4 protein-coding genes are annotated in these 17,342 nt (G+C 46.7%); all 4 read right to left on the bottom strand.

The window, feature by feature from the left end:
- Genes NNL38_RS22635 through NNL38_RS22620 form a run of 4 tightly spaced genes read right to left on the bottom strand, consistent with a single transcriptional unit; the run spans position 1 to position 17,339 of the window.
- Complete coding sequence (locus NNL38_RS22635; protein ID WP_255391126.1) at positions 1-3,363, bottom strand: non-ribosomal peptide synthetase; 3,363 nt, start codon at positions 3,361-3,363, stop codon at positions 1-3.
- Positions 3,360-7,367 (bottom strand): non-ribosomal peptide synthetase, encoded by a 4,008-nt coding sequence (locus NNL38_RS22630; RefSeq protein WP_255391124.1) that lies wholly within the window; start codon positions 7,365-7,367, stop codon positions 3,360-3,362. Before NNL38_RS22630 ends, NNL38_RS22635 begins: the two co-directional genes overlap by 4 nt.
- Positions 7,364-11,812: a type I polyketide synthase gene (locus tag NNL38_RS22625; protein ID WP_255391123.1), complete on the bottom strand. Its 4,449-nt coding sequence runs from the start codon at positions 11,810-11,812 to the stop codon at positions 7,364-7,366. The genes NNL38_RS22630 and NNL38_RS22625 overlap by 4 nt, the downstream gene beginning before the upstream one ends.
- Entirely contained in the window at positions 11,805-17,339 is a 5,535-nt protein-coding gene (locus NNL38_RS22620) for a non-ribosomal peptide synthetase (RefSeq protein WP_255391122.1), read from the bottom strand. Before NNL38_RS22620 ends, NNL38_RS22625 begins: the two co-directional genes overlap by 8 nt.
- Positions 17,340-17,342 lie beyond the last annotated feature (3 nt).

Below are 17,342 nucleotides of genomic sequence, written 5' to 3'. Positions count from 1 at the left end.
TTAAAATGTAATACTCTTGCCTTTTTCTCGTCGCTGACGAGAATTAGACGTTTTTTTGTTATTCAACTCAGCATCTAACGCTCTTAAACATGAATAGGTGAATAACCACGTAACGGGAAATTCTTTTTGTAATACTTTTTGAATATCCCCATGCGCCGCAACCAAAGTAACTGATGTGGCCCCAGCTTCGAAGAAGTTCTCATCCGGATGCAACTCAGAAAGTTGCAATGTTTCACACAGAATATCTTTCAGTACACACATCGTTCTGGACAAATCACAAGCGGTATCTACGGATTCGAATTCAATCGCTGGCAATGCCTTTCGATCAACTTTTCCATTGGCACTCAGAGGTAAGGTCGGTAGCAGAACGATATGCCGAGGAACCATGTAGTAAGGTAAGTATTGAGCGGCATACTCTTTTAGGGTATCAGGTCTAATCATCGAAGAACGCTGAGCGACAACATAACTCACCAACACGCTTTGAGCTGAATTTTTCTGTACTTCAACAACTGCTCGCTCTATGGACTGATGTGATTGCAATACATGCTCAATCTCACCAAGCTCAATTCTGTGACCACCGATCTTCACCTGATGATCATTTCGCCCAAGAAACTCTAGCGTACCATCCTGCCAAAACCTAGCTCTATCACCGGTCTGGTATAGTCGTTCTTGCCCATGCGCAATAAAAGCAGCAACAGTTTTGGCTTCATCACCCCAGTAGCTTTTTGCTAATCCGGCCCCACCAATATACAGATCACCCTCAACCCAATCAGGCCTGTCGCTCATATACTTATCTAATACACGGTAATATTGATGCGTTAATGGCTTTCCATAAGGAACAGACGCCCAATGACTTGGTACATTATCTGCTGATTGCCAGTTAGACCAAATAGCAGCTTCAGTGGCACCACCCAAAGCAACAATACGTGCATTTGAAGCTATCGCTTTAATTCGCTGCGGAAGATTAAGCGGCACCCAATCACCACTAAGCAAAACCAGCCTCAATGATTCGGGCAGCTTCAAGTTCTGGCTTTCACACCAAGTCACCAGCATCTCAAGCAATGCTGGCACTGAATTCCAAATTGTTACCTGATTTTGATGCAGTTTGTGATACCAATGTTCTGGGTTTCTTTCATTTCCTTCTTCTGGGAAAAGGACGCTACCGCCCGACAGTAGAGGCATGAAAATATCATAAACTGATAAATCAAAATTCAATGCAGAAAGTGCGAACGTTCGATCTTCAGGGTGCGCCCCAAATCGTAACGCCATATCATCAAGTGTATTTCGGACCGCGCCATGCCCCATTTCCACACCTTTCGGTGTCCCGGTCGACCCTGATGTAAAAATGATATAAGCAGAATGATCACCATCGTATGCAGCCATGTTTAACTCGGCCTTGTGTTCCTTTTCAAAACTCGGCTCTACAACCAAAGAGGCCAGTTGACTGATATCCGGCACCGGGTGTTGCTCACTGTACAAGACCAAAGCAGGGTTCGCTTGCGAGATAATATTCTTGTAACGCTCCACTGGTGTATCGATTGAAAGCGGTACATAAACTGCACCCGCCATGTGGCACGCAACAACAGCGGCAACTTGCTCGGCGCCTTTAGGTAACATCACTAACACATGATCGCCGACAACCACACCTTGTTGCTGTATTTGCTTTGCCAACGTACAACACCATTGATGCAGTTCCTCATAAGTGAGGGATTCACCATTACCATCAACGACGGCGACTCGCTCCTTGAAGCTAAGCATACTATCTAACACTGGCTGCTGAAGAGTCAGTGCCCGCGTTGAGTAGCCAGCCTCAAAAGAATGGATTTTGTTTCGTACGCCGGCTTGTTCATTGGGTAGCGTTCGCGCTGGAGGCGTTGTCCAGGCATCATCCTGCAAGGCTAACTTTTTCAGAGAATGGAGGTATTGTTCCAACATGACCTCTATCACTGCTACATCCAGGGCCTGTCTGGAAATATCCCAGTTGAACATCAGTTTGCCATTTTCTTCCCGTAGCTGGTGATCAAAAGTCACCTGCGGTGTTTGGCTCAAACCATAAACCTCTTGCCAGCCAAGGGATTCAAAGCTTGTACTCTCCTCTCCCATCAACAGGCTGGTAAATACAACAGGCATCAGAGCACCAGAATAATTTTGCTGTATACGGGCTAATTGACGCAGTAAATCAACACCATCGACTAAGCTATATTCAATTCTCTCCAGTAACTTATCCTGCACCTGCCGAACCTGATCAATAAATGGCCGAGCCATCTCATCAAAGTCGATTAGTGTATTATTGGTAAATTCACCGAGAATTTGCTGAACCTGCTCATGGACAGGGTGGCGATTGAATAATGTTACATTGAGCGTCAGTGCTTCGTTCGTACTCCAACGCGACAAAGTAACTGCAAACAAAGTCATGACTGCTGTCGATGGCGTTACATTTAGCTGACGGCAACGTTGCTTAAATGCCTGCCAATAAACAGCATCCACTTCTCCTCTTAAACGATGAAACCCATTCTGGGTTTCATCACGAACCGCGGCCGGCAGCTTCGGAGCCGGAGGTAATCCCTCAAGCTCGTTATCCCAGTATCTTTTCGCTTCTGCACGTCGGGTTAAAAATTCATTCCCATGAACATACCGCAGGTAATCACGGAAAGTCACAGCAGGTGTCGATGGCAAGTGATGGTGTTCTATCAAGCTAAACCATTCGCGGAACATCAGCTGACAACTCCATGCATCAAGCGTCATCAAGTCGATACTTGTATGCAATCGCAAACCATGATCATGTAGTGTCGCTTTTATATCAAATAGCGGCCATTGATCCGCAGGTCGAATCTGCGTCTCCATCTCATTGCGGATATCTTTCAGAGCCTTTTTCACATCATCTGATGATGCCCCACGCAAATCACGGCATGAAATCGTGTAGAACGGTACCTCCTGCAATACTTGCTGAAAGCCGTTCTTCGTAATCACAGTACGTAACATATCATGACGTTGAATCACCTTATTCAGTGCTATTTCTGTGCTTTCCAGGCTGGCTGACGGGTGTTCAAGCTCCACATAAGAGTGTGCTGCAACCCCACCTAAATTCAATGCATCGGAACGACCGACTAAATAAGCTTGCTGAATCGGAGTAATTTCAAACGGCAGATATCTTTCACGACTATTGTGAACGACTTCCTTTACCTTATTTTTCTTATCATTTGCCTGAATCTGTTCTATCAACGCAGCTTTATTCTGACGCAACTGTTGCTTTAATACTTCATCCATCGCGCCTTTTGGGGCCCTGAATTTAAGCTGTCCAGACTCTTGCCATATTTCGATATGGCGCTCTGCAAGCGTATTCAGCAGGTTAATCATTGTCATAACGAGCCCTCCTCAAACGACTGGGTGAAAGACAGTTGTGGCAGGGACGTTGAATTTGTAGCACCACCGACCATACACGATAAAAATAACTGGGATGAATCTAACGACAGTGCCTCTTTTAAAAGCTCAGGACGAGCATCGCCTATCTGGCATACCGATAGACCGCATTGCTGCGCCGACATCTCGAGTAACTGAGAAATAGCCCCCGTTTCAATAAGACCAAAAGGAACACTGGCCTGCTCATAGAGCGGGGCAATTGCCGCCAGTTCAAGAACAAACACCACCATAAATGAAGCATCATTAACCCAGGTGCCATTTCCAATTGAAAAGCGGCTAAAGAGCTCGTCTGACAGTTCCGAAGCAATCCGCTGTAGCTGGTGCAAATCAGGCTGATAGTAAAATGCACCGGAAAGTTGCTCTGTATTAAACTTAGGGTTTATTAACAAATAAGTTTGTACCGCTTGCTGGCCACCTGCAGACCCATAATTAAACTTTCTTTGCCCATTTGAAAAATAACTGCGTAGAGGCTCAAACCACTGGCCCAGTTGTGTTTCAGTCGGAAGTACCTGCGCAAATGATCTTCTACTTTCCCGGAACCATTTCAGATCCGGCAGTTCCAACTGAGGCAGAGATATTTGCTCAACTAGATCATTACGGATCGCAACACGTGACTGTTTGAACAACAGACGCGATTTTTGATCGTTCAGTGCTTGGTGACTGGCAAAATAGTCACTGGCTGTTGTCTGATCAGCAAACCATTGCATTGTGTCTGAATTAGTTGTTTTTTCACTGTGCTTACAATGCTGAGAAATTAAATCGACGATACTTTTTACGGTCGGGCTACGAGCCAAATCAGGCAACCGGGGCCTAAAACCAAACCTGGCTTCAATATGGGTGGCGATCGCAATCAAATCCACCGATGTGGCACCTAGGTCCAGTAATGAATCTTGGATCTGTATCGCCGGTTGTTTTAATACCTCGCCTAACAGGCTTAATACTTGGGGCGTCATATTCGTGCTAAACGAAATATCCTGACTTGGTATTGCTGGCTGCTCTGGTGTCGAATGCATATTCTTCAATACAGAACGGTCAAGCTTCGCATTCACAGTTAAAGGCCATTGTTCCAGGAAATACCAGGCCACCGGCACCATGTATGATGGCAGCGCCGATTGACACAGTTCAATCAGCTCCCCTTCAAGCCGCTCAGAGCCAACAACGAAAGCCACAAGCTGCATTTGATGGCGCTCGCCAACGGCCATAACCAACGCATCTTTCACCTTCGGATGCTTATTGATTACCGTCATTATCTCACCGGTTTCAACCCGATATCCATTAACTTTGACCTGATTGTCTTTACGACCAAGGAATTCAATTGAACCATCATCCCGATAACGGCCGTGATCCCCTGTTTTATATAATTCCACCCCAGTTTCTGGGTGCGAGAAAAAGCTCTGCTGAGTTTTATCTTCATCGGAAAAATAACCACAAGCTAACCCTTTACCTGCAATGTAGATTTCTCCTTCCTTACAGTTCGGTGCAATATTTAATTGCTGATCAAGCACATAAACTTGCTGCCCACCAAGAGCATTGCCATATGGGATACTTACCCAGTCCGATTCAACTTGTTTAATTGGATAGTAAATTGACCAAATAGAGGCTTCCGTTGCCCCTCCCAAACTGTATTGGGTGAGTTCCGGCCATAACTTCCAAGCCGACTCAGGCAAATCCAGCGGGATCCAGTCTCCACTCATCATCACAGTCTGTAATGGAATTTCAGCAGCCTGATTCGGATGTAAAGAAACATAGTCAACGAATAAGGCGAATAAGCTTGGCACTGAGTTCCATAGCGTCACCTCATACTGTCTGCACAATGATGCCCAATGAGACGGATCCAGTGCGAGCTCTTCACTCGGCAGAACTAATGCACCACCTTGACCAAGCACACCAAAAATATCGTAGACCGATAAATCAAAATGCAATGCAGACAACGATAAAACACAATCTTTTTCTGTGATATTAAAACGAGCATTAATATCAAGCACGGTATTCATGGCGGCTTGATGAGTGATCATCACTCCTTTAGGCATTCCCGTCGAACCTGACGTATAAATAATATAAGCCAGCTCATTGGCCGCTTGACAAGGAGACTCCTCTAGACACGCCAGATCACCAGACATTGTTATATCAGTACATATCACCGATATACCCGAGGGCAACTCAAGTTCAGTCGACTCGCTCAGCACTACCCGGGCATTTAAGTCAGTGAGTATTTTGTCTTTACGCTTTTGAGGCTGTTGCAGGGACACAGGAACATACGCACCGCCGGCAATTAAAATGGCTAAACACGCAGCGATCTGAGCCGGGCCTTTGGAAAGCATTACCGGAACAGGCTCCCCAGATTTCAATTGGAGATCATTTAGCTGCTCAACCAGTGCCGCAACAATCCTCGCTAAATGGCCATGTGTGATAACCTGTTCATCCTGAATAATTGCAGGCTTATCTGCATGCGCCCCCCAATTTTGAAGCCATAGAGACTGCAGCAGAGCATTCGGCTGGTCCTCGTGTGCCTGCATAACCAAATCAGTAGAACTTGGCTTAGCTGCCTGATAACAAACCACATCCAGTGAGCTATGCCCGGCTGAAATGCCATGAATATTTGCAATAAATGTTTCCAGCATGGTTTCAATCAATTGAGCCGGAAACGCCCCTTCTACCACATCCCACTGAACCAGCAACTCACCTGACATTTCAGTTATCTGGTTATCTAAAAGAACTTGGGCAGTTTGGCCTCGGGCATGCACTGGATATCCGGGCTGTAGATGCTGGTTTTTCAGCAACCGTGCATCGTTTTGAGTTAATGTGCTGGTAAATACCACCGGCATCAAGATGCCTCCCAACTGGTTTGCAGCAGTTGCCATGTCAGACATCACGTTCATACCACTGTAATCCTGGTGCTCGATGTCATCCCACAATTGTTGCTGCAGACGCCTAGCCCGCTCCAATTTTGTCTCGAGCGGCCTCATGTCCATTTCAAAAATCATGGTATTGGTAAAATCACCAACCAAGCGATCCACATCTGAATGAAGAGGCTTTCGGTTGAACATCGTCATATTCAGGCTGAAATGGGCATTATCACTCCACTGTGAAAGCACTTCACCAAACAGCGTTAACAACAATGTCGAAGGAGTTAACCCTTTATCTATACAGGTACGTTTAAATTCTTGCCAGACTTTGGCATTAACTGTTCTAACGAGACGATGAAATGACGGAACATTCATTTCATCAGGAGCATTATTGAGCGGCAGCGCCGGTGCCGACGGAATTTGGGCGACTTTACTTTTCCAATAGGCAACTGCCAATGGATCAACCGACTCTTTCGAATCCAACAGTACATAATCACGGAATGAAAAGTCGATTGCTGGTAACGTTTCGTTCGGCGAATGATAAAGCACGGCAGCCTCATCCAGCAAAGTCAAAAAGCTTTGCTGATCCATAATCAGTAGATCAAGGCCAAAATGAATTCGCCAGCTTGAGTCAGGTAAACGCGAAAACTCCAGACCAAATAATGGCCACTGCTCATGGGGACGGATCTCAGTCGCAATTCGCTGGCGAATATCATCTAACTTCGACTCAGGATCATTACAAATCGTCAAATCATGCACGGTATAGGTCAGATCAGGCACAGAAGGTAATATCTTCTGTTCCTCATGATTTAAAATGATGCATCGAAGCATTTCATGTCTGTCAATCAATTGCAGCCACGCGGCATGATAAGCAACAGGATCGAGCTCTGAACAATCCAGCTCATAGTAAAATTGGCATGGAACACCACCAAGCGGTAGTGAAGCATTACGGCCAAGTAAATACCCTTTCTGAATTTCTGTTAGTGGAAAAGGCTCATACTTTTCATCTTCCGTACTGACCGCTAGAAACTTCGGTTCTGATACCGCTAATAACTGTTGCAACAATTCATCATCGCTTACGTTATCGTCAATATAACTCATTCCGACACTACCTCTTGGGGCTGGTTATTCTTATATTGGATTGACTGGGCTAGCCCACGTTTTTCTTCGCTACTCATCTGATTTAATTTCAAATACAGAGAGGATATTCTTTCGGCCTGTGCCGTATCTGCGAGTTCCGTAGCCAACTGCCTGGGCGTTCTGCACCGAATAAAATCAGCCAATCCCATCTCCGTCTTATAGATACTCCTTAACTTAGAAACCATACGGACCGCAGCTAATGAATCACCGCCCAATTGCAGGAAGTCACCAGTGACATTGACGGAATTCAGACCCAGGGCTTCTGCAAAAATCAGGCATAAGCAACGTTCAAGATCTGACTGTGAACCCGTGTCCTCACCAAGAGCGACAACCGATAAACCCGCTTTGTCTTGACTCAGTACCTGAGTCAACATGGCTTGTCGCTTATCCATCCCCAGGGGAGATACCACAGAATACGGCAGTGATAACCTCATTAATGCAACCATGATCGAAATGCCTTGCTCAACGGTAACCGCACCCAACAAACTATCTCGGAACAGCTCTTCCGACGCATCCAGACTTTGCCCTAACTCACCAACTGGTTGCCATGCATCCCACGCGATAGTCTGAATCTTAGGCAAAGATGTCTGTTCTTCCGCCAGCGCATTTAAAAACATATTTGCCGCGCCATAATCAGCACAACCAACACCGGAAATTTCTGAAGTAATAGATGAGAACAAAACCAGATTACGGCAATGAACTTGGCTTAACTTTTCTCTGAGATACCAGGCCGCCCGAGCTTTACAGTGAACATTGCTGTCCGCATTGAGCGGGTCGAGTTGCTCTAGATCCTGATTGATATATCGGCTCGTCAGGAGCCAGGCACTGTCTACCGAGCTATGCTTGGATTTAATCGAAGCGAACAATGTGTTTAGAGAATCAGAATCACCAAGATCACACTGGTAATAACTCAGCGACGTTTTCGACTGCTCCAAAAACGATTTAAGCGCAACAAATGCCGAACGCTTTTCGAGTTCTTCGTAAGATGCTCGTCCCGTCAACACCAAATGTTCGGCCTGGCCCGCGAGATGATGCGCAAGCTGGAGCCCAATACCGCCAGTTCCACCGAACAGCAATACAACATTATTCTTGTCTTCCGGGCGATTACCTAAATGTGGACCCATTCGGCCTTGAGAGTCCAACGACACAGAAACCCACTCTTTACGCCACAATCGCCCAAACCGTTCTGCAACATAGGAAAAATCATCCCCCCGAACAGGCGCAGCAAACGCAAGCTTGTTAATCATTGGCCAGTTGATAGATTGATCTAACTCAATTGTATTTACCGAGATTGATTGATTCTCAAGCGATAAATTTCTTGCAACACCAATAGATAACGCGCCAATCGGATTCAGGACCTCACAACCAACGACGCTATGTAATGCTGGAACCACCAAGGTAAATTGCCCTTGCCACTGGCGTTGGATTAATTCACGGGATAGATAGACTAAAGCGTCATAACTCAGTTGCTTTCCTTCCTCAAACTGCCGATCCGATACCTGCATTGGCCAGGCAAAAATAACGTTCTGGCAATCATCAAGCCGCGAACCTAACCGATTAAACAGTTCGCTGAAATGCTCAGGTTGAGTCGGGTCAATATAAAAGCCTTGCGACGTACTTTCGAAATATTCAGCAGGTTGGACCTGGATCCCTTCGACTAAATTTTCATCGGCAGGCAAGAAACAAAGAACATTTTGTAATTCCCCAGCACTCTCTTCTTGTTGCAAAGACCATGACGGTACTTGCGACCACTTTACCGTCTTTATCCATTCAGATTCCGGCAGCAGCTCCTGCTCTGGCTGTACTTCATCACAATTTTCATGAGACTTCACCGCTGGCAACATATGTTCTTCACGCACAAACGGATACAATGGCAACGGAATGCGCTGACCAGATTCGACCACAACAGGTGAAATGTCCCATCCTTCAACCCAAAGGCGAGCCTGGCTGATCAACCAATCTTCTTCCTGCTGCAGATATGAACTCAACGTCTGTACTGTTTCAATATTGTGTTCCCTACACTGTGAGCGGACTAGGTTAGACAATACAGTCCCGGGGCCAGCCTCAATAGTCTGCGCTTCCGGATACAACATTTCCATCAAGTGCATATTATCGCTAAAGCACACTGTTTCCCGCAGATGTCTTACCCAATATTCCGCAGAGACCGCAAGTTCCGGCTCATGTAACTGTCCCGTTACATTGCTAAACACGGGTATACGAGGTGATTTGAAGTGGATTTTTTCACAACACTGCCTGAAAGAGTCCAAAACGGGCTCTAACAAATGAGAATGGAATCCATGAGAAACATTCAGGCGCACGCTGTCGACATTTTGCTCCCATAGTTGCAGAGCTAACGCCTCAATATCATTAGGTTCGCCAGAGATAACGCAACGATCAGCACGGTTGATAACCGCTACAGAGAACCGGGAGTCTAACAGCGGGGTAATTTGTTGCTGCGAACATGACACTGACAACATCGCGGCTCCAGGCAAGCCGCTTACCAAAGAACCTCGCTCATAAACAAGCTGTAACGCTTCCTCAAACGACATCACACCAGCAAGAGCAGCAGCAACATATTCACCTATGCTGTGTCCAAGCATTGCGATCGGTTTAATGCCTTTTTGAATCAATAATTCTGCTACCCCATATTCAACGATAAATAGGCTTAATTGCGTATTCAGGGTTGCCCTGAGCACTTCATCGTCATGACCAAACATGACTGTTCGTATGTCATAGCCTAATCGTGATTGCAGGTAGCTCGCCGCAAAATCGACTCGCTCACGAAAGGCACTCTCTTGCCTGTATAAACTTTCTCCCATTCCCGCAAACTGACTTCCCTGGCCTGGGAAAAGAAACACCACATCCCTTTTTTTACTCTTATCTGTTCGAGCAGAGCGCAATACACTATTTGCGGTTAGCCATTGGTCGGAATGTTGCTTTGGGTTTAGCAACGCAGCCTGCCTTTCAGCCAAGTGTCGGCGCCCTGACAACAGGGTATATTCCGCATTAGCCAAACTGCCAGGAAACTCACGTAGATATTGCGCTAAAGCGTGTCGCTGCTCGTTCGCTTGCAACTCGGTACCTGCTGACCAACACAGAACATGTGGTTGCTCTTGTTCAGGTAACGCATGACGCTGTACTGTCGGTGGGCCACTAATAATGGCATGAACATTGGTGCCACCAATACCAAATGCGCTAATTGCAGCAAAGGGTAACGACTGATCTTCATCCCAATCCAGACAATGCTGATTAAAATGGAAACGGCTTCCTTCCATTGGCAATTCAGGATTCGGCTGAGTGAAATTACAAAGCGGTGCGATCTGGCGATCCCTGACGGTAAAAATAGCTTTGATCAAGCCAATCACGCCAGAAACTGTATTCAGGTGTCCTATATTGGCTTTAGCACTTCCCAGATAGCATTTTTGAGAAGCGTCACCATATATTTTCCGAATACTTTCAAACTCAATGGGATCCCCTAAGCGCGTACCTGTACCATGCGTTTCAATATACCGGATATCCTCTGCATTCAGGCCACTTAATGCCAATGCTTCTGCAAGCACTGCGGTTTGCCCTTTTACACTCGGAGCCGCCAATCCCGCCTTGTCAGCACCATCGTTATTTGCCGCTGTAGCATGAATTACAGCATGGATGGTATCTCCGTTTTCGATAGCATCGTCAAGGCGCTTCAGTACCACTGCCGCTGTACCATTACCACCAATTATACCGTCGGCTGACGCATCAAACGGAGCCACTTTTCCTGTCGGAGACATCGGTCCTCCAGGCTCGGCGGCATAACCTAAGTCAAGGTCCAGACACACTGCCGCACCACCAGCCAGAGCCATATCACTCTCACCCTGCAACAGAGACTGAACAGCCAGATGTACAGCGAGCAAACCACTCGAGCAGGCACTCTGAACACAAATTGCAGGTCCTTTGAGGTTCAAGTGATAGGCAGTTTTAGTCGCAATAAAATCCTTATCGCAGTTAACCAGCATACGGAAATACTCTGCCCCACCTTGTTGATAACTTTGCGGCTTTACATGCTTCGTCGCATAATCATTGTATCCTGCACAGGCAAAAACACCGGTATTAAACGTATCATCGGATTGACCGTATCCAGCATGTTCCAAAGCATGCCAGCATATTTCCAGAAATACTCGTTGTTGAGGATCCATCATCTTCGCTTCAGCAGGCGAAATACCAAAATGCGCCGCATCAAAACAGGTCGCATCTTTTAATGGAAACTTTTTATTGACGTAATCAGGTGCATTATTTCCCACCAGCTCATCAACGATTTCAATTGCACATTTTCCATATTTTATGTTGTGCCAAAATTCTTCTGCAGTTTCAGCTCCCGGCACACGAGCGGCAAACCCGATAACGGCGATAGCATCACTATTATTCATTAATCTTTACCTCAGACATTGAATATTGTTTGACTTTGTTTTGACGTCTGCGGCGACGCTGTCCCCTTGCAATAGCTGACAAAGTACTACTGTCTTGCTCTGGTTGACTGCCATAACTACTGGCCAGTTGTTTCAAAACTGGATTGGCAAATATGTGGGAAACCGGCTTTTCTTCGCCGGTCATTACAGTTAAGCGGGCATTGAGTGCCACTGCCTTTAGTGAATCGCCGCCTAATAAGAAAAAGTTATCATTAGAGGTCACTGTCTCGACCTGTAACAACACTTTCCATTCGTCAGCAATTAAGCTTTCCAGCTGACTCAAGCTCCTCTCTGCCGCAGAAGTTTCAATGTTCGCGTTGGCTAATTGGTTTTCGAGCTCTCGGCGATCGACCTTGCCGTTCACCGTCACGGGCAGGTAAGGCAAAACAACAAATCGGCGAGGCAACATATGTTCCGGTAAACAATCCCCCAGATCGCGTCGTAAGTCGGCCAACTTGTGATATAAATCAGAACAAGGGCTAACCAGAGCCACCCCAATGTACGGGCTGTTATTCACATTCAACACCAAGGCGATTGCTTGTCTTACTCCTTGTAATTGCTTGCACTGAGCTTCAATTTCACCAAGTTCTATACGTTGCCCGTTAATTTTCACCTGGAAGTCTTTACGTCCTACAAACTGCAACTCGCCATCATGGCGGCGATAGCCGAGATCGCCAGAACACAAAATTCGCTCCTCCCCCTCAGGAAGCGCTCCATAGCTATTCGTTAGCACACGCTCCGCAGTCAGTTCCGGCAGGTTACGGTATCCAGGGGTAATACCTACCCCTGCATGGACTATTTCACCAATAACGCCTTCAGGACAGATTTCCAAAAGCTCATTCACAATATACTGGCGGGCATTTAAGGCTGGAGCGCCATAAGGAATAGCCTTGTTTACCATGACTTCCTTACTGGAAATTTCATGAATAATATCGAGCAGAGATACTTCAGTCGGGCCCCCCACACTAACAAAACGGCAACCCGGAAGCTGCTCAAGCAATGTTTTCACCAATGAGGACTCTATCCAATCGCCTCCCATGGAGACCAGTCTCAGGGTATCTGGAAGTGGCTTAGATGCCTGTTCACAAGCACTTACAAGCATATTCATAAATGCCGGAACTGAGTTCCAAGCCGTAACCTTATGCGTGTTCATCATGTCAAGCCAAGCACTTGGCTCACGTTTATCTTCAGCATCCGGCATAACCAGTGCCCCCCCAGAAGATAAGGTAATGAACAGGTCAAAGACCGACATATCATGGTGAAAAGCAGATATGCTCATGGTGCGATCTTGTTCGGTAAACTCAAATCGCGCTTTCAGATCATGAATGCGGTTACAAATTCCCTGGTTTGTTATTTCAACACCTTTGGGTTTCCCCGTTGAGCCAGAGGTATAGAGAATGTAAGCCAGCCCTTCCCGATTAATGCTTTTTCCGGGCACTGGTAATACCTGCCCGTTAAGACTAAGTTCACTAACAACTAACGGCGATACGGAAGATGACCAATCAAGCTCAGCATTTTCTTTATCAATAAGCAGCAAACTTGCACCACTGTCTGTCAGTATTTCCGTACGACGCTGTTGCGGTTGCTCAGAATCAATCGGCACATAAGCCATCCCCTGACGCAGCACAGCCAATATGGAAGCTACAAATAACGGCGTTTTCCGCATGCAGATCGCAATACTTTCGGCATCTTCAGGCAAAGTCGCCGCGATTTTTTCTGCGATTGAAAGCAAACGCGCATAAGTCCATTTTTCTCCTGAAGTGATCAGCGCATCGGCATGAAGGGAAGTAAGCGCCTGCTGCTCAAACATCTCAAACAGAGACGGAACAGGTAGAGATGCTTCTGTTGCATTAATGGTCTGAATCATTTTCTTTTGACGTTCTGGCAGCGAAAGTGTTGCTTTCTGAGTCCATCCTTCACCCGAACACAGATTCTCCACCAGCGAAGTAAAAGCTGAGAACATTTCATCAACCAGCAACGGTGGAAACCTCTCTTCCAGAACATCCCAAGTAAGCTCAACCCCGGCAGCTGATACCCAGTACTGGCAATCAATCCAGACTTGCGGTGTCTGGGTTCGCATTTCAGTAATCTTCCCCAGTTTGCCAAGATGATCGTGCAAGGTCTCCTCTTGATGATCAGGCATAGTGGTAAACACATAAGGCATCATGACGTTGTTACCAAGATCGCGTAGCAACTGAACACCACTCACCAACCCGTGCTCCAACTGTTCCCACAATGTCTGCTGCATACGCTGGGCATAATCAACAAAGGAATCTTGTTTATTTCGCTGACAAGGCAGCAGGGTGAACGATGCAAATTCACCTATAATGTCATTGACCTGAGGATGAAGAGGATAACGATTGAAACGCGGGACGTTCAGCGTAATATTCTGATGTTGACTCCAGCGTGATAATACAAGGGCATAAGCTGCCATAAGAGCACTTGACGGTGTCAATTGATGTGTTCTTCCCTGTATTTGGAACTGTTGCCACTGTTCACTGGAAAGGAACAGCCGATGACGCTTCATGACACTCTTTCCGATATCCTCAGCTTTTATTGCATGAGGCAAGGCTGGTGCCGGGTAGAGTTCAGGCAACTTTTTCTCCCAATACTGCTTTGCCCTGGTCATTTCCTCAGTATTTTCAAGCTCAGACAGCACTTTAATATAACGAGAAAAAGTCAGCTCTATTTCCGGAAGATCAACGTCAGGGTTTTGATATAAAGCCAGCAATTCTCTGAAAAAAATCTCGTAGCTGGCGCCATCAATACACCATCCATCAAACAAGAAATGAATTATATGTTTATCATGACACTGATAAACATATACAAAGTGCTGAGGCCACTGCTCAAGGTTTCGGGATGATGCCCAAAGCGTTTCCCGACGCTGTTCAATAAACTGATGGCATTCTGCAACAGACTGTTCAAGTCTTTCACACACGAAATGAGGTTGCTCTGCCGCAGCAATGACTTTTTGCTGGCCATCTTTGGTCACAACCGATTGCATACTAGGATGGCGTTGAATAACGGTTCTCCATGCCGCCCGTAAACGCTCAACATCCAGCGATTCTGCCTCAAGCTCGAAGAAAATCTGTATCGGCATCCGGCCGGAAACGCCTTCACCACGCCCGAGCCAATACGCCATCTGCATGTCGGTTAGCGGAAATGCAACTTCAGGTAAAACAGGCTCAACCTCAACATTCTGAGGCAGAGCAGTCAAAACTTGAGAAGCGGCCATACTTTTAGCCACCAGCTGTTGAAGCCCTGCCAACGTTTGAACTTTCAAAACATCAGTTACGCTGATCCGGATAGCCAGGCAATGTTGTAATTCTGCGGCGATCCGGCTTGCTATCAGAGATGTCCCCCCCAAAGAAATCAGAGAAGCGTTTGGATCTTTTTTCTCCTCAGGCACAACTAATGAATCCCACCACGTTTTTTCACATAAGTGATCACGTTCGGAACCTAAATTGCGCATATCAACTCGTCGCGCAGGACGGACAGCTTTACCAATGCATTCCGGCCAATATGATTTGTGAATAAAAGAATACTTTGGCAAGCCCCAAATTCGCGGTAATGTCCCTTCTACTTTTGGTACTTCTCCGCCATTCAGAAATGTGCGGACTGCCGCATCAGTGACATCAATTGAATCATTTTGACAACAATGATGGTATTCAACCTCTTGTAACGCCTCCATTGCTGAATGTAAATCCGGACAATAGACCGCCACTCGCCAAGCTAATGCTCCACAGCGCCGAAGCGCTGATGCCAGCACTAATGACAGGCCATATTTTGACGAAAGATCAGGAAGCGCCTGGCGCCATTGCTCAACCTGGTGCTTCAGCGACTCCTCGCTGTGTGCACTCAAATACAGCCATTGGCAGACAGGTTGAGAAAACGCTTCCCCCACATCCATTACCTCCGAGCTCAAAATCGCGTGCGCATTTGTACCACTGAAGCCAAAGGAGTTAACACCACCATAGTTTGTCACCTGAGGCGGCAAAGCCTGGGTCTCAAGCGGAAGTGTCAACCGGCTTTGCTCTAATGCCAAGCGGGAGTTAACTGCCCCACTCATAGGTTGAGCCGGCCACTGCCTGAAATGCAGCGACATAGCGAGCTTTAACACACCGGCTAAACCGGCAGCAGCTTCTAGGTGGCCAATGCATGATTTAACAGAGCCTAATACGCAAGGTTGTTCACGCTCATTTTCACTGGTAAATATACTCGCCAATGCATTGACTTCGATCGGGTCACCCAGTGGAGTACCTGTACCATGGCATTCGAAAGCAGCCAGCCGATTATGGCTAATTCCCGCTTTCTCTAACGCACTTGTAACCAATAAGCGCTGACTCATTCCATTAGGTGCCGTCAGGCCGTTACTGCGACCATCCTGGTTTACCGTTGTGGCACAAATCCTTGCTATCGGCGCAATCGCATGATGTATATCTGTACGACTAAGAAATAGAGTGACGTACCCTTCAGAGCGAACATAACCATCAGCAAGCTCTGTAAATGTATGGCACTGACCGGACGGACTCAGCATATTGCCGCTTTCCAGCGAACGGGCGTACTGAGGATCTAGAATAAGGTTCACCCCCGATACCAATGCATAATCACATTCGCCTGATGAAAGGCTTTGACATGCCTGATGCAAAGCAACAAGAGACGACGAACACGCAGTATCTACAGCCCAGGCCGGACCGATAAAGTCGAATTGGTAAGCAATCCGCCCTGCGATAACGGATAACGCCGTTCCGGTTCCGGAGTGAATATCACATAGCTCATTACCACTCATCAGCAAGCGCTGAAAATCCTGGGCGCTTGCGCCTATAAATACGCCTGTTTTGCTTTTCTTCAGCTGTTGCGGATCCATGCCCGCATTTTGTATAGCTTGCCAACATGACTCCAGCAACCAGCGTTGCTGTGGATCCATCGTGCGCGCCTCAGCGGCTGCGATACCAAAGAAATCTGCATCAAACTGAGCATGGGTATTTACAGTACCAGCCTTAAAGATAGCGCTGGTTGAGTTAAAGCCGGCTTGTTGAGCAAACTGATAAAAATAGTGGTCAGCGGGTACTTTCCCCACACTGGCTCCAGCCTCACTAACCAATTTCCAGAAAGCTTCCGGACTATCAGCCCCAGGGACATGGCAGTCAGTCCCTAAAATAGCGATCGACTCATCAGCTTTGCTTTCTCCAACAGTGTTCTCCACACTCGCCTTCGGCTTTTCGTTATTTACTCCCAAGTCTGTCCGCTCTTCCAACATCGCCATTAGGCAGACTTGAAGCGCTTGTACATTCGGGTAGTCATATAACATCGTACTGGAAAGAGGCAGTGATAACTCAGTTCCGAGCCTGTCTATAAAAGCGACTCCCAACGCCGAGCTCATGCCCAGCTCTCTAAAAGGAGTTTGCGGAGAAATAATATCAGCAGGCAGCTGCAACAGTTCTGCCAGCAAGTTAATTAGGGTCTTGTTCAGTTGTTGGTAATTCATCTA

This window comes from Photobacterium atrarenae, from assembly GCF_024380015.1.
GTDB lineage: Bacteria > Pseudomonadota > Gammaproteobacteria > Enterobacterales > Vibrionaceae > Photobacterium > Photobacterium atrarenae.
Note: the sequence above shows the minus strand (reverse complement) of the source record. Positions and strands in the feature narration are given on the sequence as shown.

Excerpts from the sequence above, each read along its gene's own strand:
- NNL38_RS22635 (WP_255391126.1), bottom strand. The coding sequence starts at position 3,363 with ATGACAATGATTAACCTGCTGAATACGCTTGCAGAGCGCCATATCGAA.
- NNL38_RS22620 (WP_255391122.1), bottom strand. The coding sequence starts at position 17,339 with ATGAATTACCAACAACTGAACAAGACCCTAATTAACTTGCTGGCAGAA.
- NNL38_RS22630 (WP_255391124.1), bottom strand. The coding sequence starts at position 7,367 with ATGAGTTATATTGACGATAACGTAAGCGATGATGAATTGTTGCAACAG.
- NNL38_RS22625 (WP_255391123.1), bottom strand. The coding sequence starts at position 11,812 with ATGAATAATAGTGATGCTATCGCCGTTATCGGGTTTGCCGCTCGTGTG.